We start from the raw sequence: 19259 nt of genomic DNA, 5'->3' as shown, positions 1-19259 counted from the left end.
ACCGGAAGTAAACTCCACTTCGATGAAGGAAAACTGGTCCACTTTCCGGGAGCTGCTGGTGCCGGCCGCCGGGCCCCGCGGCCTGGAGCGCGCGCTGCGGGAGGCCATCCGCGCCGGGCACCTCCCGGCGGGCCTGAGGCTCCCGTCCACCCGTGACCTCGCAGGGCAGCTCGGCGTCGCCCGGGGCACCGTCACCGCCGCCTACGACCAGCTCGCCGCCGAGGGGTACCTGGAGGCCAGGCGCGGCTCAGGCACCCGGGTCGCGCTCGCCGCCGTCACCCCCGCGGCAGCCGAGCCGCCGGCGGCCGGGCCGGTCCGCTGGGACCACGACCTGCGGACCGGGATGCCTGCCCTCGGCGCGTTCCCCAGGTCCGCGTGGATCTCGGCCTGCCGGACCGCCCTGAACGGCCTGTCAGACCACGACCTGGGCTACCCGGAGGCCGCCGGGCTGCTCTCGCTGCGCCAGGAGCTCTCCGGCTACCTGGCCCGGGTCCGCGCGATGGTCGTCCGGCCGGAGGATGTCGTGGTCACGCACGGCTCGGCGGAGGCGCTGGTGCTGCTGTGCCGCTCGCTGCGGGCGGCGGGCCACACCGAGATCGCCGTCGAGAATCCGAGTTACCCGGGCCAGCTGGAGCTGATCATCGAGCAGGGCCTCCGCCCGGTACCGGTCCCGGTCGACGACGAGGGGCTGCGGGTGGCCGGCCTGCTGGGTACGAGCTGCCGGGCCGTGGTCGTCACGTCGGCCCACCAGTACCCGCTGGGCGTGGCGCTCAGCCCCCGCCGCCGGCGCGAGCTGGTGCTGTGGGCCACCACAGTGGACGGTCTCGTCATCGAGGACGACTACGACGCCGAGCACCGGTACGACCGCCCGGCGCTGGCGGCTCTCCAGGCGCTCGCCCCCGGCCGGGTCGCGTACCTCGGCACGACCAGCAAGACCCTCGCCCCGGGGCTGCGGCTCGGCTGGCTGGTCCTGGCTGGTCAGCACCGTGCGACGGTCGTGGAGAGCAAGCGGCTGCACGACCGGGGCAACAGCGTCCTCGAGCAGGCCGGTTTCGCCGAGCTGCTCCGGTCGGGCGGCTACGACCGGCACCTGCGCAGCACGCGGCGGCTCTACCGGCAGCGCCGGGACGCCCTGCTGTCGGAGCTGGCGGCCCGCGTCCCGGCCTGGCAGCCGATCGGCATCGCGGCCGGCCTGCACGTGGTACTGCGGCTGCCGGCCGGCACGGACGACCGCGAGCTGGCCGGCAGGCTGACGGGCAGCGGAATCCTGCTGGCTCCGCTGTCGGCGTACGCGATGACGGCAGCGCCCTTTCCCGGCCTGGTGATCGGGTACGGGAATGTCAGCGCCGGCAGGCTGCGATCAGCGGCAGCGGCGATCGCTGAGGCGCTGAGCGCCTAGGAGGTTTTCCACTCCAGCCGGATCACGACGCTCGCCTCCCCGCTGGCCTCGGCGAGCACGCTGGTGAGCTTGCCGGACTTCATGCCGAACTTGAGGCCGAACTCGACGCCGAGGGTCGTGGGCTTGTCGGGCAGCGCCGCGCGGACCTCCTCGACGACCCACCGGCCGATCCGGCCGATCGCGGCCCGGGTCTCGTCCAGCTTGAGCCGGTCGAGGGCTCCGGCGTCGCCCCCGGCTCCGGCCAGCACCACCTCGGCTGCGATCACCTCGCCGTCGGGCAGTTCGATGTCCACGATCCGGCTGCGCTGCTGCATGGCTGGGTCCTCGTCTCCGGGGGCGGATCAGTCTGCGCCCGGCGAGTCCACAGCGGACACCGTCCGGCGCACGGCCGAGCCTAGCGCCGCCAGCCATCGCGTCAGAAGTACTCAGTGCGTGGCGCCAGCCATCTCCTGGCAGAGGGACGCGCACTGGCGGCAGGCCGTGGCGCAGCGGGCCATCTGCGGGTCGTTGCTGAACATCGCGCACAGGTCGGCGCACCGGTCACACACGTCGGCGCAGATGCCACAGAGCCGGACGCTGAACTCGGAGCGGCGCACCATGAAGTCCGCGCACATCCGGCACATGTCGGCGCAGTCTGTCAGCGCCCTGATCAGGGCCGCCTCGGCGTGCTGGCCGCCCTTGTCGAGGCAGTACGAGATGGTTTCCTCACATCGGCGGTGACACTCCAGCGCCGCGGCGACGTGCTTACTGATGTCGGTCGTTCCTGGTGTGCTCGGCATCGCGAGCCCCCTGCCGTTCACGGCCGGCCATCGGCGCAGGCCGGCCTGCTCACGCCGACCACGCTACGCCCGCACGCCCCGGCTGGCCGCGAAACAGCGCTCCCTGGCACCCGCCAGCGCGCCGAACCGGAATCGGGGGCACAAACCCCAGGTCAGGCCGCCCAGCGCGCGATGCCAGAGCGCAGCTCGGCCTTCACGGCCTCCGGCGCGAAGCTGGCGTCCACTGTGGTCACCGCGAGGGCCGCCAGCTCGGCATCGGAGGTCCCGAAGGTCTCCTGGATCATCGTGTACTCCGCGGCGAGCGCCCCCTCCCCGTCCGTGTTGACCGTGACGGCCAGCCCGGCCTCGACCAGCCTCGGCAGCGGGTGCTCGGCCAGCGAGCCCACGACGTGGAGCAGGACGTTCGACCTCGGGCACACCTCCAGCGGCACCCGCAGGTCACGTACCTCCGTGACCAGTTCCGGGTCGTCCAGGACGCGGACGCCGTGCCCGATCCGGGCGGCTAGCCCGGTACGGATCGCCTCCCGGATGTTGCCCGGCCCGCCGGTCTCCCCAGCGTGGTGCACGAGCCGCACGCCGGCCTCGTCCGCAGCCCTGATCACGCCGGCGAACGGCGCGAGCGGGTACGCCTCGTCGCCGGCCAGCCCGATCGCCACCACCTCCGGGTGCGCGAGGGCGAGTTCGAGGGTCCGGGCGAAGCGGCTGACCGGCCGGCGGCGCGAGTGGTCGAGGATCACGCGCGTGTCGATGCCGTACGCGCGCTGGCCCTCCGCCAGGCCTTCCAGCACGGCGGCCAGCGGCATGCCCGGCTCGCCGAGGCGTTCCTCGTGGGCGGCGGCCGTGAAGGTCACCTCCGCGTACCGGACGCCCTGCGCGGCCTCGTCGGCACAGAACTCCAGCGCCACCCGGCGGAAGTGCTCCGGCGTGCGCAGCGCGTCACGGATCAGGGCCCGCTGGGCGGCGAACTCGGCGAACGTCCCGTACGGCCCCTCGTCGATCTCCGTACCCGCCAGCTCCCGGACCGTCGAGCGCCGGACAGCGCTCTCCAGGTGGACGTGCAGGTGGGCCTTCGGAAGCTGAACAAGATCACGCACCGGGCCAGGGTACCCCTGGGCGGCGGGGCGGCGTTCGGGATCGTTCGGAATCGTCCTCAGTGGATCAGCGCTCTTGAGCTGGGACCGGCGGGCGCGGCACCATGACCGGAGTTCGAAACGAGTGGCCGCCGTCACAGTGCGGGGCTGCGCCTGAGACAGGAGTACGACATGAGTTCTTGGCGACGTTCGCTGGGCGCACTCGCGATGGCGACCGGCCTGACTGGTGCGATGCTCGCGGCGGCCACCCCGGCCCAGGCCGCCGGGCTGACCGCCGACATGTTCTGCGAGCCGATCCGCTACAGCCTGTTCTGCGAGGCCTGGCACTCCGGCGCCGTCGGCCCGGTGACCATCAAGTGGAGCTACAACGGGTACTACTTCCCGCAGCACGACAACAAGACATACGTGAGCTTCGGCTGCTCGGCCAACACCTCGCCCCGGGTGTCGATCGTGGTCACCGACTCGACGGGCGCGACCGTCACCGATTCCACCACCCGCCGCTGCACGGGCGGCGCACCCTGACCGGAGACGCGCCCCGGGCGTTCCAGTTCCTGGGATGCTCCTTTATGGACGGAGCCGCACCGGGTATTGAGAAGAGTGAGCACAAGCGGTGAACAGTGCCCCGGCGGTCCCGGCCGGGGCACTTCCCGTGGTGCGATCGGCACCGGGTGGGAGAATGGCGCGGTGAGCCACGAACCCCTCCCGGTGACCGGCGACGACGCCCTGACCTGGGACAGGCTGGCGAGCCTGCTGCCAGAGCCCGAGGCCAGGCAGGTCCGGGAATGCTGGGCCATCGGGGAACAGGAGGCTGGCCTGGGCCTTCTCGTCTCCGCCCTCCTCGAGCACGAGATCCCCGTCAGCGAGACCACGCGGGCGCAGATCGCCGTGACGGCGGAGACCTGGGGTGTACTGGAGGCACTCACGCCGAGCCTGGCCACCTGCCGCAGCGACGGCAGCCAGCCCAGCGTGCGGCTGGCCGAACTCGCGGAACTGCCTGGCGAGGACGAGGACGAGGACACCGGAGCCGAGACCAGGCCCGTCCTCGTACCGTGGATCGCCTGCACGAGATGCGGCCAGACGCTCGTGCGCGCCCACGCCCGGGAGCCGTGGGGCCTGTCCTACCTCGCCGACCATTACGCGATCGTGTCGCCGGACCAAGCCGCCACCGCCCGCGTGTTCCCGGCTGATGCCGCCGGCCCGGCCTTCGACAGCCTGCTCCGGGACTGTCCAGCGTCGTAACGGGCGAGAACCAGTCCGGCGAGGCTCGCTGCGGTGACCAGCGGCTCTGTGACCTCGTCGGCGCCAGCCCGGAGTAGCGCCTCATGGAAGGCTCCCGTCGCCAGCAGGTACGACGCGATGACGACGCGCCGGGCGCCGCCGGTACGGAGCGCGGCGACCGCCTGGCTGGCGTTCGTGGTGCTCGTGACGACCCGGCAGGGCAGGCGGGCGGTCAGGTCCGCCGCCACTCCGGCGAGGTCGGCCCGCGCCTCGGGTCTGCTCGATCCAGCCCAGCCGAGCACCACAGCGTCCTGCGCCTCGACGCCGGCCAGCCGCCGGGCCAGGACATCGGCCAGAGCAGGGTCCGGGCCCAGGCCCGCCGTCACTGGCAGGCCGTGCGGCATGTCGTTCCTGAGGTGGTACCCGGTGGAGAGCAGCAACGGGACAGCCACCGCCCCCGGCTCCGGCCTGAGCGTGGCCACCCGAGGTTCCTGGATGTCCACGTAGGCCAGGCTGACACCGAGCCCCGGCCGGAGCGCACGCACCCGCTCCGCCAGTGCCCCGATCTGTGCCCGCCCGCCCGGATGCCGCGTACCGTGTGCCACCGCGAGCAGCATCAGCCGTCCCGGAGCCGGTAGCCGCGCTTGACGATCGTCTGGACGTACCGGGCCGGGGCCAGCGCCGCGCGCAGCCGGGTCACGGCCATCTCGACGGCGTGCTCGTCGGCGCCCCGGGGCAGGGCCGCCAGCAGCTCGGCCCGGCTGTGTACCCGGCCGGGCTCCGCCGCGAGCGCGCGCAGCACGGCCATCGGGGCGGGTGGCAGCTGGCGGGGTTCGCCGTCGACCAGCACGGCGTGGCCCCGGATGTCCAGCGTGCCCACGCGCACGGCTCGAGCTGGCAGCTCGTCCTCGACGGTCTTCACGAGCGCGCCGAGCCGCGAGCGCCCGGGGATCGCCACGGGTACTCCTTCGGCGGCCAGCCGGGCGGCCGTCACCGGCCCGACGCACGCCGCGAGTACCCCGGCGCGGAAGGAGCAGAGGATCGCGGGTGCTTCCGGGCCGGCCAGGTCGAGCAGTGCCGTCACGGCGGCCGCGCTCGTGAACGTGACCGCGTCGACCTGCCCGGCTGTGATCTGCGCGGCGAGCCTGCGGAGCGGGGCCGGGTCTGGTGGCGGCACCCACCGGTACACCGGGATCTCGACCACGTCGGCGCCTGCCGCCCGCAGCGCGGCGACGAACTCGGCCTGCGGCTCGCCGTGCATCTGGAGGGCGATCCGGCGGCCGGTGACGCCGGCGGCGAGCAGCCGTTCCAGTACTTCCGCGCAGGACTCCGACTCGGCGTGCCAGGCCTCGGCGAAGCCAGCTGCCCGGATCGCGCCCCTCGACTTGGGGCCGCGCGCGACCAGCTCGGCGCGGCCGAGCACCGCACGCAGTTCCTCGCCGGCGCCCCAGCCCTCCGCGGCCTCCAGCCAGCCACGGAACCCGATGCCGGTCGTGGCCACCACTGTGTCCGGTGGCCGGGTCACACAGTCGCCGGTCGCGGCTGCCAGGCCCGCGTCGTCGGCCAGCGGCACGATGCTCAGGGCCGGTGCCGACACCACGCGTGCCCCACGGCGCTCGAACATCGCGGCCAGCTCGGCGCGCCGCCGCTCGGCGGTCACCGCCACCGTGAACCCGGCCAGCGGCCCGGTCACAAGGGCGGTCACGTGCTGACCCCGGTGATGATCACGCGCAGCGGCCCGGTCACAGGCCGACCTCGACGAGGCCGTCGCGCTCGCGGATCGGGTACACCGGGACGGCCAGCCGCTCGTCGTCCAGGCACCGGCCGGTCGCCAGGTCGTAGGCGTGCTTGTGCATCGGGGAGGCGACGACGGGCGTGCCGGCCCGGGTACCGAGGATGCCCCGGGACAGGACACACGCGCCGCTGGCCGGGTCGAGGTTGCCCACGGCGTACAGGGAAAGGCTGGGGGTCAGGAAGATCGCGATCTGGACCGGCCCGGCGAGCGCCGCCACTCCCCTGCCCGGCAGCAGGTCTTCCTTCGCGCAGATGACTGTCCAGCTCATCGGGGGCCTCCGGCGGGGACGGGCTGGCCACGTTCGACGGTGAACGCGATCGAGGGGTCCGGCTCGCGCGGTGCGTTGACGAAGGACACGAACCGGCTGAGCTTGGCCGGGTCGTCGAGGACCGCGCGCCACTCGTCGGCGTAGCTGGCGACGTGGCCTGCCATCGCGGCGTCGAGTTCCGCGCACAGGCCCAGCTCGTCGTCGACGATGACGGCGCGGAGGTGCTCCAGGCCGCCGTCGAGGGCTTCGAGCCAGGCCGAGGTGCGCTGGAGGCGGTCGGCGGTCCGGATGTAGTACATCAGAAATCTATCGATATATCGGACCAGGTCCGCTGTGGACAGATCCGTGAGGAACAGGTCAGCGTGCCGGGGCTGGAAGCCGCCGTTGCCGCCGAGGTAGAGATTCCAGCCGTTCTCGGTGGCGATCACGCCGAAGTCCTTGCCCCGGGCCTCGGCACACTCCCGGGCGCAGCCGGACACCGCCGACTTGATCTTGTGTGGCGAGCGCAGTCCCCTGTACCGCAGCTCCAGCTCCACGGCCAGCCCGACCGAGTCCTGCACGCCGTACCGGCACCACGTCGAGCCCACGCACGACTTCACCGTCCGCAGCGCCTTGCCGTACGCGTGCCCCGACTCGAAGCCCGCGTCCACGAGCCGCCGCCAGATCAGCGGCAGCTGCTCCACCCGGGCACCGAACAGGTCGATCCGCTGCCCGCCCGTGATCTTCGTGTACAGGCCGAAGTCGCGGGCCACCTCCCCGATCGTGATCAGCTTGTCCGGCGTGATCTCCCCGCCGGGGATGCGGGGCACGACCGAGTAGCTGCCGTCCTTCTGGAGGTTCGCGAGGAAGTGGTCGTTGGTGTCCTGGAGCGCGGCCTGCTCGCCGTCGAGGATGTGGCCGTTGCCGAGCGAGGCCAGGATCGAGGCCACGGCGGGCTTGCAGACATCACAGCCGCCACCGGTACCGTGCGCGGCGACCAGCGCGGAGAACGTCGTGATGCGCCTGACCCTGACCAGGTCGAAGAGCTCCTGCCGTGACTGGGTGAAGTGCTCGCACAGCGCCTTCGACGAGCTGCTCAGGAACGTCTTCAGCAGCGGCACGCACGACCCGCAGCCCGTACCGGCCTTCGTGCACGCCTTCAGCCCCGCCAGATCCGAGCAGCCCGCCGCGACGGCCTCGGCGACCGTGTCCTTCGTGACCGCGTGGCACGAGCAGACCTGCGCGGAACCAGGGATGTCCGCTGGCGTGGTCAGCAGCTCGGCGAGCTTGCCGGGCGGCGGGCCGCCGAGCGCCGCGCGCAGCGACGGGTACGCCGAGGCGTCACCGACGAGCACCCCGCCGAGCAGGGTCCGCGCGTCGTCGGACAGGACCAGCTTGGCGTAGACGGCGTGGGCCGGGTCGGAGTACACGACGTCGAGCGGGCCGCTCGTCACGCCGAAGCTGGCCACGTCCACACCGAGCAGCTTGAGCTTCGTCGCTGTGTCCACAGTGGCCGGTTTGGGGGTCGTCCCGTTGAGCTGGGCCGCGACGGCCTTGGCGAGGGCGTAGCCGGGAGCGATGAGGCCGTACGCGCGGCCGTCGATCGCCGCGCAGTCGCCGATGGCGTAGACGGCGGGGTCGGCGGTCCGGCCGAGGGCGTCCACGTGGATGCCGCCCCGGGCCGCGACGGCCAGGCCGGCCTGCCGGGCCAGCTCGTCACGCGGCCGGACCCCAGCCGCGAACACGACGACATCGACCTCTATCCCCGGGCCTTCCATGATCAGGGGACCCCTCACGTCGCTATCACGGCATGAGGGGTCCCACTCCCTCCTGATCGCGGTGACGGAGACTTCGGTGTGGACGGTGATGCCCAGGTCCTCGACGAGCCTGCGCAGGAGTGCTCCGCCGGCCGGGTCGAGCTGGGCCGGCATGAGGTGCGGGGCGTACTCGACGATCTGCGCCGTGAGCCCCAGGGACCGCAGCGCCTGGGCCGCTTCGAGGCCGAGCAGCCCGCCGCCGATCACGGCACCCGTGCGCTTGCCCGCCGCGTACGCCCGGAGCGCGTCGAGGTCGGCCAGCGTCCGGTACTCGAAGCAGCCGGGCAGGTCAGCCCCCGGCACCGGCGGCACGAACGGCCGGGCCCCGGTCGCCAGCACGAGCGCGTCGTACCCGTAGGCAGCCCCGTCATCCGTGTGCACCATCCGCAGATCGCGGTCGATGCCGGTGACCCGCGTACCGAGCACGAACTCCGCGTCGTTGCCCGCTGCCAGGCTCAGCTCGGCGGCCGTCGCCCCGTCGACGTACGCGGACAGCCGCACCCGGTCGTACGCCCGGCACGGCTCCGCGCCGAGCACAGTGACGGCCCAGCCAGGCAGCAGCTCGTCGAGCATGCGCTGGCCCACCATCCCGTTGCCGATCACGACCAGTCGTCGTGTCATGTCACACTCCTCGCCAGGCCCGCAACCGCGTCCACGCAGCTGCCGCAGCCCGTTGTGGCCCTCGTCGCCGCCGCGATCCCCGCCACGTCGCGGGCACCACAGCGGACGATCTCGCCTTTCGTCACCCCGTTGCACCGGCACACGACAGCGCTGTCGGGCATGAGCACCGGGGACTCGGCCGTCACGGCGCCCGAGGCCCGGCCGAGCAGCAGCGAGCGCCGGTCGGAGGGCACGGGCGCGCCACGGTCGTACAGCTGGATGACCTGGCCGGCCGAGGGGTTGTCGCCGATGAGGATCGCGCCGGCCAGCCGGTCGCGCTCGATCACGATCCGGGCGTACGTGCCGCGCGCCGGGTCGGTGAAGGTCAGCACCTCGTCGCCCTCGGCAACGCCCATCGCCGCCAGGTCGATCTGCCCAGCCTTGAGCCGGGTGACCGGCCGCGAGCCCTGGTAGGAGGCTGGCAGGCCGCTGAGCAGGCCGGCGATCACGTCAGCCTGCGCCCAGGCCGGGCCGAGCAGGCCGGCCGTGACGCCCCGGTGCTCGGCGCAGTCGCCGATCGCGAAGATGGCCGGGTCGGAGGTCCGGAGCGTGTCGTCGACGAGGACGCCCCGGCCGACGGCCAGCCCCGCGCGCTTCGCCAGCGTCGTCGACGGCTTCACGCCGCAGGCCATGACGACCAGGTCGGCCGGGACGGCCAGCCCGTCGGAGAGCAGCAGGCCCCACGGCGTACGGGCGGCGGTCTGGCCGAAGTGGACGGTGATGCCGAGGCGGGCCAGCGTCGCGGCCAGTACCTCGCCCCCCGGGCCGTCGAGCTGGCGTTCCATCAGGTGCGGCGCGCCGTGGACGATGCTGACCGCGAGCCCGCGTTCGGCCAGCCCCCGGGCCGCCTCGACGCCGAGCAGCCCGCCGCCGACCACGACAGCCGACTGGACACCTTCCGCGTCCTTCACGATGCGGCGGCAGTCGTCGAGCGTGCGGAAGACGGGTACGCCGCTGATCCCCTCGATCGGTGGCGTGATCGGCTCCGCGCCCGTGGCGAGGATGAGCGCGTCGTACGGCACGCCGTTGACCGTGCGCGCGGCCCGGTCGATCGAGGTGACCTCCACGCCGAGCCGGATGTCCACAGTGTCCGGCGGCTCGGGCAGCATGATCGTGCTCTCGGCCGCAGTGCCCGCCAGGAGGCCGGACAGCAGGATCCGGTTGTACGCGGCGTGCGGCTCGGCTCCGAACACGGTCACGTCGTGCCCGCGCCGGGCGAGTTCGCCGGCGAGCCGCGAGCCAGCCATCCCGTACCCGATGATGATCGTCCTCATGCGGCAGCCACCGAACCCTGCGCAGCCGACACGCGTACCGCGCAGATCTTGAACTCCGGCATCCGGGACACCGGGTCGAGCGCGTCGTTCGTCGCGCTGTTGGCCCGGGCCGCGCCTGGCCAGTGGAAGGGCATGAACACCGTGTCTGGCCGGATGTCCGGGCTGAGCCGGGCCTGCGCCACCGCGCTGCCCCGCCTGCTGGTCACCTCCACGAACTCCCCTTCCACGATGCCCAGGCGGGCTGCCAGGTCCGGATGCAGTTCGACGAAGCCCTCGCCGGGGGTGATGCGCCGCGTCTGTGCTCCGGACTGGTACTGGCCCAGCACCCGCCCGGTCGTCAGGTACAGCGGATAGTCCGCGCATGGTTCCTCAGCGGCCGGGCGGTGCTCGACGGCCGTGAAACGTGCCCGGCCGTCGGGCGTGCCGAACACACCCCCGCCGAACAGGCGTGGCGTTCCCGGGTGGTCCTCCGACGGGCACGGCCAGAAGATGCCGCCTTCGGCCTCGATCCGCTCGTAGGAGATCCCGCTGTAGTCGGCGACGCCGCCAGCACTGGCCCGGCGGAGTTCGGCGAAGACCTCTCGCGGGCTGGTACTGAATCCGGTGGTGTGCCCGAAGCGAGCCGCGAGTCCGGACAGGACGTCCAGGTCGGTCCGCACGCCCTCGGGCGGCTGGGTGAGAGCCCGGCGGCGGATGACGCGGCCCTCCAGATTCGTCATCGTGCCGTCCTCCTCGGCCCACTGCGCGGTGGGCAGCACGACATCGGCCAGGTCTGCCGTCTCGGAGAGCACGAGGTCGGCGACGGCGAGGAAGTCCAGCGAGCGGATCCGGCTCTCGACGTGCGCCGCGCGCGGTGCCGACACGACCGGATTCGACCCGAAGACCAGCAGCGCCTTCGTGCTGACGCCGAGCGAGTCCAGCAGCTCGTATGCCGAGGGGCCAGGGCCGGGCAGGCTGTCGGGGCTCACTCCCCACACCCCGGCGACATGCCGCCGGGCGTCCGGGTCGTCGATTTTCCGGTACCCGGGCAGCTGGTCGGCCTTCTGCCCGTGCTCACGCCCGCCCTGCCCGTTGCCCTGCCCGGTCACGCAGCCGTACCCGCCGCGCACCCCCGGCAGCCCCAGCGCGAGCGCGAGGTTGATCAGGGCCGTCACCGTGTCCGTGCCCTTCGCGTGCTGCTCGGCGCCCCGCGCGCTGAGGATGTAGCTCGTCTCCCCCTCCGCCAGCAGCCGCGCGGTCGCGAACAGGTCGGCGATCGGCACGCCGGTCAGCTGCTCGACGCGCGCCGGGTAGTACGCGGCCACGCTCGCCCGGACAGCTTCGAAGCCCGTCGTGTGCGCCTCGATGTACTCCGCGTCGGCCAGCCCCTCCGCGAGCACGATGTGCAGCAGCCCGTTCGCGAGCGCCAGATCGGTACCGGGCGTGGTCTGGAGGTGCAGCGCCGCCAGCTTCGCCGTTGCCGTGAGGCGCGGGTCGGCCACGATGAGGTTGCGCGGGGCGAGGTGCCGGAGCAGTGGCGGCATGGTCTCGGCGACGTTGCCGCCCATCAGCAGCACCGTGCCTGCCGTCGCCAGGTCGGTGAGCGGGAACGGCAGCCCCCGGTCGATCCCGAAGGCCCTGATCCCGGCAGCCGCCGCCGAGGACATGCAGAACCGTCCATTGTAGTCGATAGTGGACGTGCGGAGGGCCACCCGGGCGAACTTGCCCAGCATGTACGCCTTCTCGTTGGTCAGGCCGCCCCCGCCGAACAGGGCCACCGCGTCGCGGCCGTGCGTGGCCTGCGTACGCTCCACGGCAGCGGCGACCCGGTCCAGCGCCTCCTCCCATCCGGCCGGCCGCAGGTGCCCGTCCCGGTCCCTGACCAGCGGCGACCGGAGCCTGCCGGGATGGCCGAGCAGCTCCGGGGCCCGCCAGCCCTTCTGGCACAGCCCGCCCGGCCCGGCCTCGGCCCTGACGCCGGCCCCGTCGCGGTGCAGGGTCATGGCGCACTGGAGCGCGCAGTACGGGCAGTGGGTCGGGGCCATGCCAGCCAGCGTCGGGGTCGAAGGTTTCACGAGGGGTACCTCCTGTGTTTCGGGCTTGCTACACGCCGGCGTGCGCGAGGCTCGGCACGCGGGCCGTCCACACCGTGCGCAGGTAGAACCACCAGGTCGCGCCGGCGCAGATCGCGTAGCCGGCCAGGAACGCCCACAGCGCGGTGTCCAGCGACCCGGTCGCGGAGATGGAAGCCGCGAACCCGCGCGGGATCAGGAACCCGCCGAGCGCCCCGATCGCCGCCGCCAGGCCGATCACCGTCGCGGCCTGCTTGCGGGCCTCGGCCAGGGTCGGGGTCTGGGCGCGGAAGATCGCGGGGATCATCCGGTACGTCGAGCCGTTGCCGAGGCCGCTCGTGACGAACAGGAGCGCGAAGGACAGCGCGAAGAGGGCGAAGCTGTGGACGGCCAGCGCGCCGAGCACCCCGGCCACGCCCAGCCCCATGACGGCGAACGTCGCGAGGGTCACCCTGGCCCCGCCGGCCCTGTCCGCCAGCCAGCCGCCGGCCGGGCGGGCCAGCGAGCCGATCAGCGGGCCGATGGCTGCCCAGTACGCCCAGCTCACCTCGGGGAACTGCGACTTGATCAGCAGCGGGAGGGCCGAGGAGTAGCCGATGAAGGAGCCGAACGTGCCGATGTACAGGAAGGACATGATCCAGGTGTGCCGGTTGCGCAGGGCCGGGGTCTGCTCTGCGACGCTCGCCCGCGACACCGTCAGGTTGTCCATGAACAGCCACGCGCAGGCCGTCGCGGCCAGCACGGGCACGAGCCAGAGGAGCGGCGCGTTCGCGAGGTGCAGCGCCGCACCGGTGCCGATCACGGCGGGCACCGCGAACTGGGCCACGGCGACGCCGAGGTTCCCGCCCGCCGCGTTGATACCGAGTGCTGCACCCTTGTGTTTCTCTGGGTAGAAGTACGAGATATTCGCCATGCTCGACGCGAAATTGCCGCCGCCGAGACCGGCCGTCGCCGCCGCGACAAGGAAAAACTCATAAGGTGTACCGGGCGTCGACACGCAATACGCCATCAACCCGATCGGAATGAGCAGCAGCGCTGCCGAAACGGTCGTCCAGTTGCGCCCGCCGAACCGGGCGACAGCCATCGTGTACGGGATCCGCATGACGGAACCAACCAGATTCGGCACCGCGACCAGCCAGAACAGCTGGTCCACAGTGAACTGGAACCCGGCGGCCGGCAAGCTGACCGCCACGACGCTCCACAGCAACCAGAGCGAAAAGCCCAGGTGCTCCGCCAGTACAGAGTAAATAAGATTACGGCGGGCAATCCGGGCACCCGACTGCCGCCAGAATGCCTCATTCTCGGGATCCCAGTCCGTGATCCATCGCCGCGCCACCGTCTTCGTCATGCGCAAATATTGCCACCTGCGCGTTGCGAAGTTGTATCCACTCTGGAGTCCCGCCGGTTACGTTTCCCTCACCAGCATGAACAGCCAGTTGTGAGTCGTCTTTCCGGTCAGGTTCTCCCCGGGGCCCTCCGCGCGTGGCACTCCGCCGGCCGCCCCGTGACGGCCGGCGGTATGTCCACTATGGCCCGGCCATCCTCAGATGTGCTGGCCTGCCAGGTCCGCCCGGCGCGGGAGGGTCCGGCCGCTGCTGGCGATCTGCCCGGCGGGGCCGAGCTCGACGTAGGCCGGCATCCCCTGGAGCCCGAACGCTGTGGTCAGCTCGCTGCCGAAGTCGGTGACGACGACGCGGGCCACCGGCGACATCCGGCGGACGTACTCACCGAGCAGCTCGTCCTCGCCCTCCTCGCGGATGACGACCGCGAGCACCCGGTCCGGCCCGTACTCCCCCGCGCGCTCGGCGACCAGCGGCAGCAGGTCCTCACACGCCGGGCAGCCCGGCGACATGAACAGCACGAACGACCCCTCAGCCAGCGCGTCCCGGCTCACGACGGCCCCGGCGGTGTCCCGGGCGGAGAACGGGCCAGCGGCGCCGCCCGGCCCCATCACGACGGCCGGCGCGCCCGCCTCGCTCGCTCCGCCGGCCGGCCGCTGCTCGCGGAGCCTGCGGATGACGCCGAGGGTCAGCGCCAGGTTGAGCAGGCAGACGAGCGCGACCAGGACAGTGAACGCGGTCAGGAAGGTCATGAGTGTGGGTCCTTTCCGGAGGAGACGGGCACGGCACGGGGGAACTGGCGGACGACCACGCCGACGATCCGGTCGGTGTGGAAGTAGCCCCACGAACGGGAGTCGAGGCTCTCGTCCGGGTTGTCGCCGAGCAGCACGATCCGGCCCTCCGGTACCCGGGGCTCCGGCCGGTCGCGCAGCGCGCGCACCCGGGGTACGGGATCCCCGGGTGCGGCGGCCACCCGTTTGATCAGCAGACCCGGACGGCGGGCGTGATCCCAGCGGGTACCGGCGGGCGGCTCGGTCACCGCGAGCCGCCCCGCACTGGCCCCGGCTGGCCCGCAGCGGCGGACCAGTACCCGATCACCGGGGCGGACTGTGGGGGCCATGCTGAGCCCGTCGACGGTCACGACGACGTACCGGCGCCGGACGGCCACCACGGCTGCGAGGGCGAGGAGGAGGACGGCGGCAAGCGGCATCATCGCGGGGGAACCTCTCGTGACGGGGTGCCCGCCGCGGCTGGCGGGCACCCCGGGCCAGCTGGGGTCAGCAGGCGCCGCAGGTCCAGCGCTGCCGGTCGTTGCACGGGTCGACCTCGTAGAGCTTGTTGCGGCCGCCGGCACAGGCCCGCTTGTAGCAGGCCTCGTACTGCCAGCAGTTGATCGCCGAGGCCCGCTGGCGGGGCGCGACGAGGTGGAGGAGACGATCGGAGACCGTCCCGAGCAGCTGACGCATGGGTGTTCCTTCCGTACGGGTGGGGATGGGGCAGCGGGTCACGGGGATGGGTGACCCGCTGCGGCCCGCTTCCGATCAGCGGGCCACGGCCAGCGTCGGCCCGCGCGGCCGGCGAGGCAACGGATGCGGCTGTTCGGATCGTTCCGGAAGTGTTCGGAACAGCTGTTCATGCTGGTGGGAGGGTGTATTCACGGCTTGCCGGCCAGGCGGCAGTCATCGATGGACTTGACTTTATGGCCGGGATTCGACCAAGGTTGTCCACCGTGGACAGTGAAATCGGGGGGCTCGAGACAGCTGGCAGTCCTGCGGAGTTCGTGGCACTGCTCCGCGTCCTGCGGCAGCGCTCCGGTCTGACGTACCGGCAGATCACCGCGCGGAGCACGGCGGCGGGCGACCCGCTCGCCCCGTCGACACTCGCCGGGATGCTCAACCGCAGCAACCTGCCGGGCCGGGCGAAGGTCGTGACCCTGGTGACGATCTGCGGCGGGGAGGCATGCCTGCCCCGCTGGCTGGCCGCGTACGACCGGCTGGCGTCAGCCTCGGTCCAGCACAGCCTCCCAGGAGCCTCGACGGAGCCGGCGCCTGCCGGTGCGCCAGCGCGCGACCCGGGGCCCCGGGCGGGTACCCGGCTGAGAGCTGCCGCGCTGGCCTGCCTGTTCGTCCTGATCGGACTGGCTATCGGCAACAGCTCGCCGCCACCGGGCGGCCCCGTCGCCCGGCACACACCCGCGCCGGAGTCGAGCCGGAACACGGCAATCCGGCTCGCGGCCGGTACCGACGGCTCGATTGGGCTCGGACCGTCGCACTGCGCCTCGACCAACCCGTGGGGCGAGCTGTGCATCCGGGTCACCCGTACCGGTGCCACCGTCTTCCAGATCGAGGGCTCCATCGGCAACAGCACGCCGCACTGCAGCATGGCGCTGATGGTGAGCGGGACCGCGCCGAGCGGGACCTGGTACGGCGACGCCAAGCGCACCCCGTGCGGGGTCGCGTCCGGGAACGTATTCAGCCACACGTACGTGTGGAAACACGCCCAGGGGGTGGCCCTCAAGCCGGAGACGCGGCTGTGCGTGCAGGCCGGCATCTACACGGGCAACAGCCCCCAGCCCACGGACTGGCACCGCAACAAGGCCTGCGTGTGGCTGAGCGTCGACCCCCAGCCGACCGGCGAGACGGGCACGGCCCGGTAACCCCTGGGTACGCGGAACGGCCCGTACCACGAGGGCACGGGCCGTTCTGTCAGAACAGCGTTACAGGGTCGTGAGGACCTGCTCCGGGGCCTCGACGACCTCGGCGGCCGGCGGGGCCGTGACGGTGACCGGCTTGCCGAAGTCCGTGTAGGTCGACGCGATCTCGCCGAGCGTGCCGAGCGAGATGGACAGCTTCGTCAGCCTGCCCTCCTTGTCGGCGGTGGCGGTGAAGGCGGTCTTGGTGACGTCCTTGAGCTTGGCCTTGTCCAGCCCGGACGCGCCGTCCATCTTCGTCAGGTCCACCGTGCCGTAGAAGCTGGTGGCGCCCATCTGCTCGACGGTGGCCAGCGCCTCGGCGAGCTGGGTGGCGTTCGCCGGAGCGGTGAGCTTCTTGCGCGTCTCGCTGGTGGCCGGCAGCTTGTCCAGGTTGACGTGCATCCACTTCTCCCCGGCACCCGGGATGCCCTCGATGCGCATCCACAGGTCCGGGCCGACCATGAGCAGCTTCGTGGTGACCTTCTGGCCCTCGCCGCTGATGACGCTGGTCAGCGACACCTTCTTGTTGGCGGTGTCGTACTGGCCGGTCGACTTCATCGCGGTCCCGTCCGACAGCATCACGTCGGTGGAGAACGTCATCGGCAGGCCTTCGAGCTTCTTCATGCTCGCGAGGAACGCGTCCCGCGGCGAGGCCTGCGGGCTGCTGGACACGGCCGTCGGGCTGCCCTTCGGAGTGTCCTTGTCCTTGTCGCCGCCACAGGCTGCCAGCAGCGGCACTGCGAGGATCGCGGTGAGGGCGACGAGGGTGGTACGAATCTTCACTGCATTCCTCCCGTAAGCCGGGCAAGGCCTGGGAAGCCCGCCCTTCCGGCGTTCAGGACAGTAGCCAGTGGATCACGGGATCGTCCTCCGAAATCCGGGTCACAGTGGCAGACCTCACCATCAGGGACAGATCGGGTGAGTACCCGGCCGGCGTTCCGTGATCACTGAGCCCGCAGAACACTCCGCCAAGGACGTAGCCGTGGCGTTGACCAGGATCGATCCGGCCCCGACCGCGACGAAGACGAGCAGCGCTGTCGCCGCGCTGGGAGGCGTGGTGCATGAGCCGGAAACGCTGCTGGGTGCCAGGATTCGATCCTGGCACCCAGTACGCGTCTGATCGGGTCAGCCCTTGCGGCGGTACGAGCCGAGGAACTCCACCTTCCACGTCTCGCCGCCGTCTGCCGAGGTCTCCCACTGCTGGTGTACCTCGTCCGGGGTGACGGGACGCCACGTGATCCGGTGGTGCTGGACGGTGGAAGGGTCTTCCGGGTCGGCGGCGGAGCCGGTCATCACCATCACGCCGTCGCGCATCCCGCCGTCGAGCATCAGGGTCGCGCCGGACGTGTCCATCCAGGTCTGGTGCCAGCAATGCCGGTCGGGGTCCCAGGCGTTGAGGCTGGTGCCCAGGACCCCGGTCACGCCGGACCAGTGCTCGGCGATGGCCCGTCCGCCGATCACGGGTTCGACCCGGTTGGTGCCGGCCAGGGTGCCGTCGGAGAGCAGGTACACGTCCCAGTCGCCGATCCAGAAATCGAACTGGCGTACTTCGGCTGGCTCAGTCATGCCCGGCAGTCTAAGAGGTCCTAACTCCATGACTGGTGGTGCTATGGAGTTAGGACCTCTAAAGAGGAGTGATCCGCCGGGCCAGGCCCGCCCGGCGGCTCAGTCCTCGATCGCCTGGTACACCGTGGTCCAGAAGTCCTGGATCAGCCGGGCCGGGTGCGGGACGCTCGCGCCGACCTGGGTGAGCAGGATGCCGGTGATCCCGTTGACCGGGTCGGCATAGGTCGCGGTGCCCGATCCGCCGTCCCAGCCGAACTGCCCGATCGGCGCGTAGTCGCCACGGTAGGTGCGTACCGCCATGCCGAAGCCCCAGCCGCCGTGCTGGCCCTGCCCGAAGGAGATGTGGACGTTGTTCCTGGCCAGGGCGTCCCGGTCGGCCTGCTGCGCCGCGGTGAGCTGGTTGGTGGTCATCAGCTCGACGGCGGCGCGGGACAGGATCCGCTCGGTGCCGTGCATGCCGTTGTTCAGCAGCATCCGGAAGTACGCGTGGTAGTCGTCGGCTGTGGAGACGAGCCCGCCTCCGCCGCTCGTGAAGGCCGGCGGCTGGCTGTGCCGCCCGCCCTCGGCCGGGTCCCACACGTGGAACTCGCCGGTCTGCGGGTCCGGCGCGTACAGCGGTGGCAGCCGGTGGAGGTCACTGGCCTGTACGTGGAAGCCGGTGTCCGTCATGCCCAGCGGGCCGAAGAGGCGCTCGGCGAGGAAGCTCTCGAAGGACTGGCCGGTGACCCGGGCGACGAGGACACCGAGCAGGTCGTTGCTGATGTGGTACTGCCAGCGTTCGCCGGGCTGGTGCATCAGCGGGAGCGTGCCGAGGCGGCGCATCCACTCGTCCGGCTCCGGCATCGGGGCCGGCAGGTTGGGAGTGAGGCCCAGCTCGAAGACCGCGCCCATGATCGGCGTACCGAGGGCTGTCATGTCCATGCCGAGCCCGAACGTCGAGGTCAGCACGTCCCGGACGGTGATCGGCCGCCGGGCGGGCACGGTGTCGTCGAGCGGGCTGTCGATCCTGGCCAGTACCTGGCGGCCAGCCAGCTCCGGCAGCCACTCGTCCACGGTGTCGTCGAGACGCAGCCGGCACTCGTCGAGCAGGATCATCGCCGCCGCAGCCGTCACCGGCTTGGATGTCGAGGCCATCCGGAAGAGCGTGTCCCGGCGGATGGGCGCGCCCCCGTCATGGAGCATCGTGCCCATCACCTCGGTGTACGTCTCATCGCCCCGGCTCACCAGCGCGACGAGCCCGGGGATCTTCCCGGAATCGACGTGCCGCGCCAGCACGTCGCGCAGCTTCTTCAGCCCCGGCTCGGAGAAGCCGCCCTTGCCTTGCCCCATC

General features: G+C 72.0%; 21 protein-coding genes. 5 read left to right on the top strand and 16 right to left on the bottom strand.

The window, feature by feature from the left end:
• The first annotated feature begins 22 nt into the window (after nucleotides 1–22).
• A complete protein-coding gene (gene pdxR, locus A3G1_RS0130800) occupies nucleotides 23–1399 on the top strand; it encodes a MocR-like pyridoxine biosynthesis transcription factor PdxR (RefSeq protein WP_026212686.1) in 1377 nt (458 codons plus the stop codon).
• Here the strand turns inward: pdxR and A3G1_RS0130795 are convergent.
• From A3G1_RS0130795 to add, 3 genes are all read right to left on the bottom strand, one after another.
• Entirely contained in the window at nucleotides 1396–1713 is a 318-nt protein-coding gene (locus A3G1_RS0130795; RefSeq protein ID WP_018353357.1) for a CU044_2847 family protein, read from the bottom strand. The two genes, pdxR and A3G1_RS0130795, sit on opposite strands and share 4 nt — an antisense overlap.
• A 111-nt stretch (nucleotides 1714–1824) precedes the next feature.
• Entirely contained in the window at nucleotides 1825–2178 is a 354-nt protein-coding gene (locus A3G1_RS0130790; RefSeq protein ID WP_026212685.1) for a four-helix bundle copper-binding protein, read from the bottom strand.
• A 152-nt stretch (nucleotides 2179–2330) separates the two neighbouring features.
• Complete coding sequence (add, locus tag A3G1_RS0130785; RefSeq protein WP_018353355.1) at nucleotides 2331–3272, bottom strand: adenosine deaminase; 942 nt, start codon at nucleotides 3270–3272, stop codon at nucleotides 2331–2333.
• A 168-nt stretch (nucleotides 3273–3440) separates the two neighbouring features.
• On the opposite strand from add, the gene A3G1_RS0130780 reads away from it, so the two are divergent.
• Both A3G1_RS0130780 and A3G1_RS41010 read left to right on the top strand, forming a co-directional pair.
• Complete coding sequence (locus A3G1_RS0130780) at nucleotides 3441–3791, top strand: hypothetical protein (protein ID WP_157641517.1); 351 nt, start codon at nucleotides 3441–3443, stop codon at nucleotides 3789–3791.
• A gap of 162 nt (nucleotides 3792–3953) precedes the next feature.
• Nucleotides 3954–4508, top strand: coding sequence for a hypothetical protein (locus A3G1_RS41010; RefSeq protein ID WP_018353353.1), 555 nt, complete (start codon nucleotides 3954–3956; stop codon nucleotides 4506–4508).
• Here the strand turns inward: A3G1_RS41010 and A3G1_RS39990 are convergent.
• From A3G1_RS39990 to A3G1_RS0130725, 10 genes are all read right to left on the bottom strand, one after another.
• The gene (locus A3G1_RS39990; RefSeq protein WP_083937211.1) at nucleotides 4403–5104 is read right to left on the bottom strand and encodes a sirohydrochlorin chelatase; all 702 of its coding nucleotides are present in this window, start codon (nucleotides 5102–5104) and stop codon (nucleotides 4403–4405) included. The two genes, A3G1_RS41010 and A3G1_RS39990, sit on opposite strands and share 106 nt — an antisense overlap.
• The gene (locus A3G1_RS0130765; protein WP_018353351.1) at nucleotides 5104–6180 is read right to left on the bottom strand and encodes a uroporphyrinogen-III synthase; all 1077 of its coding nucleotides are present in this window, start codon (nucleotides 6178–6180) and stop codon (nucleotides 5104–5106) included. Before A3G1_RS0130765 ends, A3G1_RS39990 begins: the two co-directional genes overlap by 1 nt.
• 49 nt (nucleotides 6181–6229) lie before the next feature.
• Nucleotides 6230–6550 (bottom strand): nitrite reductase small subunit NirD, encoded by a 321-nt coding sequence (gene nirD, locus A3G1_RS0130760; protein WP_018353350.1) that lies wholly within the window; start codon nucleotides 6548–6550, stop codon nucleotides 6230–6232.
• On the bottom strand, nucleotides 6547–8967 hold the full coding sequence (gene nirB / locus A3G1_RS37660) for a nitrite reductase large subunit NirB (protein WP_040480344.1): 2421 nt from the start codon (nucleotides 8965–8967) through the stop codon (nucleotides 6547–6549). The genes nirD and nirB overlap by 4 nt, the downstream gene beginning before the upstream one ends.
• Entirely contained in the window at nucleotides 8964–10280 is a 1317-nt protein-coding gene (locus A3G1_RS0130750; protein WP_018353348.1) for an FAD-dependent oxidoreductase, read from the bottom strand. Before A3G1_RS0130750 ends, nirB begins: the two co-directional genes overlap by 4 nt.
• Nucleotides 10277–12304, bottom strand: a complete 2028-nt coding sequence (locus tag A3G1_RS0130745; protein ID WP_040480423.1) for a molybdopterin oxidoreductase family protein — start codon at nucleotides 12302–12304, stop codon at nucleotides 10277–10279. The genes A3G1_RS0130750 and A3G1_RS0130745 overlap by 4 nt, the downstream gene beginning before the upstream one ends.
• 58 nt (nucleotides 12305–12362) lie before the next feature.
• The gene (locus tag A3G1_RS0130740) at nucleotides 12363–13679 is read right to left on the bottom strand and encodes a NarK family nitrate/nitrite MFS transporter (protein WP_026212684.1); all 1317 of its coding nucleotides are present in this window, start codon (nucleotides 13677–13679) and stop codon (nucleotides 12363–12365) included.
• A 195-nt stretch (nucleotides 13680–13874) separates the two neighbouring features.
• Complete coding sequence (locus A3G1_RS0130735) at nucleotides 13875–14423, bottom strand: thioredoxin domain-containing protein (RefSeq protein WP_018353345.1); 549 nt, start codon at nucleotides 14421–14423, stop codon at nucleotides 13875–13877.
• Nucleotides 14420–14884 (bottom strand): S26 family signal peptidase, encoded by a 465-nt coding sequence (locus A3G1_RS0130730; protein WP_018353344.1) that lies wholly within the window; start codon nucleotides 14882–14884, stop codon nucleotides 14420–14422. The genes A3G1_RS0130735 and A3G1_RS0130730 overlap by 4 nt, the downstream gene beginning before the upstream one ends.
• Before the next feature lie 64 nt (nucleotides 14885–14948).
• Complete coding sequence (locus tag A3G1_RS0130725; protein WP_018353343.1) at nucleotides 14949–15137, bottom strand: hypothetical protein; 189 nt, start codon at nucleotides 15135–15137, stop codon at nucleotides 14949–14951.
• Between the two features lie 263 nt (nucleotides 15138–15400).
• Here A3G1_RS0130725 and A3G1_RS39245 point away from each other — a divergent pair, with 263 nt between their 5' ends.
• Complete coding sequence (locus tag A3G1_RS39245; protein WP_051110717.1) at nucleotides 15401–16327, top strand: helix-turn-helix domain-containing protein; 927 nt, start codon at nucleotides 15401–15403, stop codon at nucleotides 16325–16327.
• Nucleotides 16328–16387: 60 nt separating this feature from the next.
• On the opposite strand, the gene A3G1_RS0130715 is transcribed toward A3G1_RS39245, so the two are convergent.
• Nucleotides 16388–17146, bottom strand: a complete 759-nt coding sequence (locus tag A3G1_RS0130715) for a hypothetical protein (protein ID WP_018353342.1) — start codon at nucleotides 17144–17146, stop codon at nucleotides 16388–16390.
• Nucleotides 17147–17345: 199 nt separating this feature from the next.
• Here A3G1_RS0130715 and A3G1_RS41005 point away from each other — a divergent pair, with 199 nt between their 5' ends.
• The gene (locus A3G1_RS41005) at nucleotides 17346–17483 is read left to right on the top strand and encodes a hypothetical protein (RefSeq protein WP_157641516.1); all 138 of its coding nucleotides are present in this window, start codon (nucleotides 17346–17348) and stop codon (nucleotides 17481–17483) included.
• 5 nt (nucleotides 17484–17488) lie between these two features.
• Here A3G1_RS41005 and A3G1_RS37650 read toward each other — a convergent pair whose 3' ends face one another.
• A complete protein-coding gene (locus A3G1_RS37650) occupies nucleotides 17489–17929 on the bottom strand; it encodes a DUF1579 domain-containing protein (protein ID WP_018353341.1) in 441 nt (146 codons plus the stop codon).
• Nucleotides 17930–18028: 99 nt separating this feature from the next.
• A complete protein-coding gene (locus tag A3G1_RS0130705) occupies nucleotides 18029–19258 on the bottom strand; it encodes a serine hydrolase domain-containing protein (protein WP_018353340.1) in 1230 nt (409 codons plus the stop codon).
• Between the last annotated feature and the right edge of the window lies 1 nt (nucleotide 19259).

It is taken from the genome of Longispora albida DSM 44784 (assembly GCF_000379825.1).
GTDB lineage: Bacteria > Actinomycetota > Actinomycetes > Mycobacteriales > Micromonosporaceae > Longispora > Longispora albida.
This window is presented reverse-complemented; position numbering and strand designations above follow the sequence as displayed.

Coding starts and splice junctions, on each gene's coding strand:
- pdxR (WP_026212686.1), top strand. CDS start 23: ATGAAGGAAAACTGGTCCACTTTCCGGGAGCTGCTGGTGCCGGCCGCC.
- A3G1_RS0130735 (WP_018353345.1), bottom strand. CDS start 14,423: ATGACCTTCCTGACCGCGTTCACTGTCCTGGTCGCGCTCGTCTGCCTG.
- nirB (WP_040480344.1), bottom strand. CDS start 8,967: ATGACACGACGACTGGTCGTGATCGGCAACGGGATGGTGGGCCAGCGC.
- A3G1_RS0130730 (WP_018353344.1), bottom strand. CDS start 14,884: ATGATGCCGCTTGCCGCCGTCCTCCTCCTCGCCCTCGCAGCCGTGGTG.
- A3G1_RS0130750 (WP_018353348.1), bottom strand. CDS start 10,280: ATGAGGACGATCATCATCGGGTACGGGATGGCTGGCTCGCGGCTCGCC.
- A3G1_RS39990 (WP_083937211.1), bottom strand. CDS start 5,104: ATGCTGCTCGCGGTGGCACACGGTACGCGGCATCCGGGCGGGCGGGCA.
- A3G1_RS0130705 (WP_018353340.1), bottom strand. CDS start 19,258: ATGGGGCAAGGCAAGGGCGGCTTCTCCGAGCCGGGGCTGAAGAAGCTG.
- nirD (WP_018353350.1), bottom strand. CDS start 6,550: ATGAGCTGGACAGTCATCTGCGCGAAGGAAGACCTGCTGCCGGGCAGG.
- A3G1_RS0130795 (WP_018353357.1), bottom strand. CDS start 1,713: ATGCAGCAGCGCAGCCGGATCGTGGACATCGAACTGCCCGACGGCGAG.
- A3G1_RS0130780 (WP_157641517.1), top strand. CDS start 3,441: ATGAGTTCTTGGCGACGTTCGCTGGGCGCACTCGCGATGGCGACCGGC.
- A3G1_RS0130745 (WP_040480423.1), bottom strand. CDS start 12,304: ATGGCCCCGACCCACTGCCCGTACTGCGCGCTCCAGTGCGCCATGACC.
- A3G1_RS0130790 (WP_026212685.1), bottom strand. CDS start 2,178: ATGCCGAGCACACCAGGAACGACCGACATCAGTAAGCACGTCGCCGCG.
- A3G1_RS0130725 (WP_018353343.1), bottom strand. CDS start 15,137: ATGCGTCAGCTGCTCGGGACGGTCTCCGATCGTCTCCTCCACCTCGTC.
- A3G1_RS0130740 (WP_026212684.1), bottom strand. CDS start 13,679: ATGACGAAGACGGTGGCGCGGCGATGGATCACGGACTGGGATCCCGAG.
- A3G1_RS37650 (WP_018353341.1), bottom strand. CDS start 17,929: ATGACTGAGCCAGCCGAAGTACGCCAGTTCGATTTCTGGATCGGCGAC.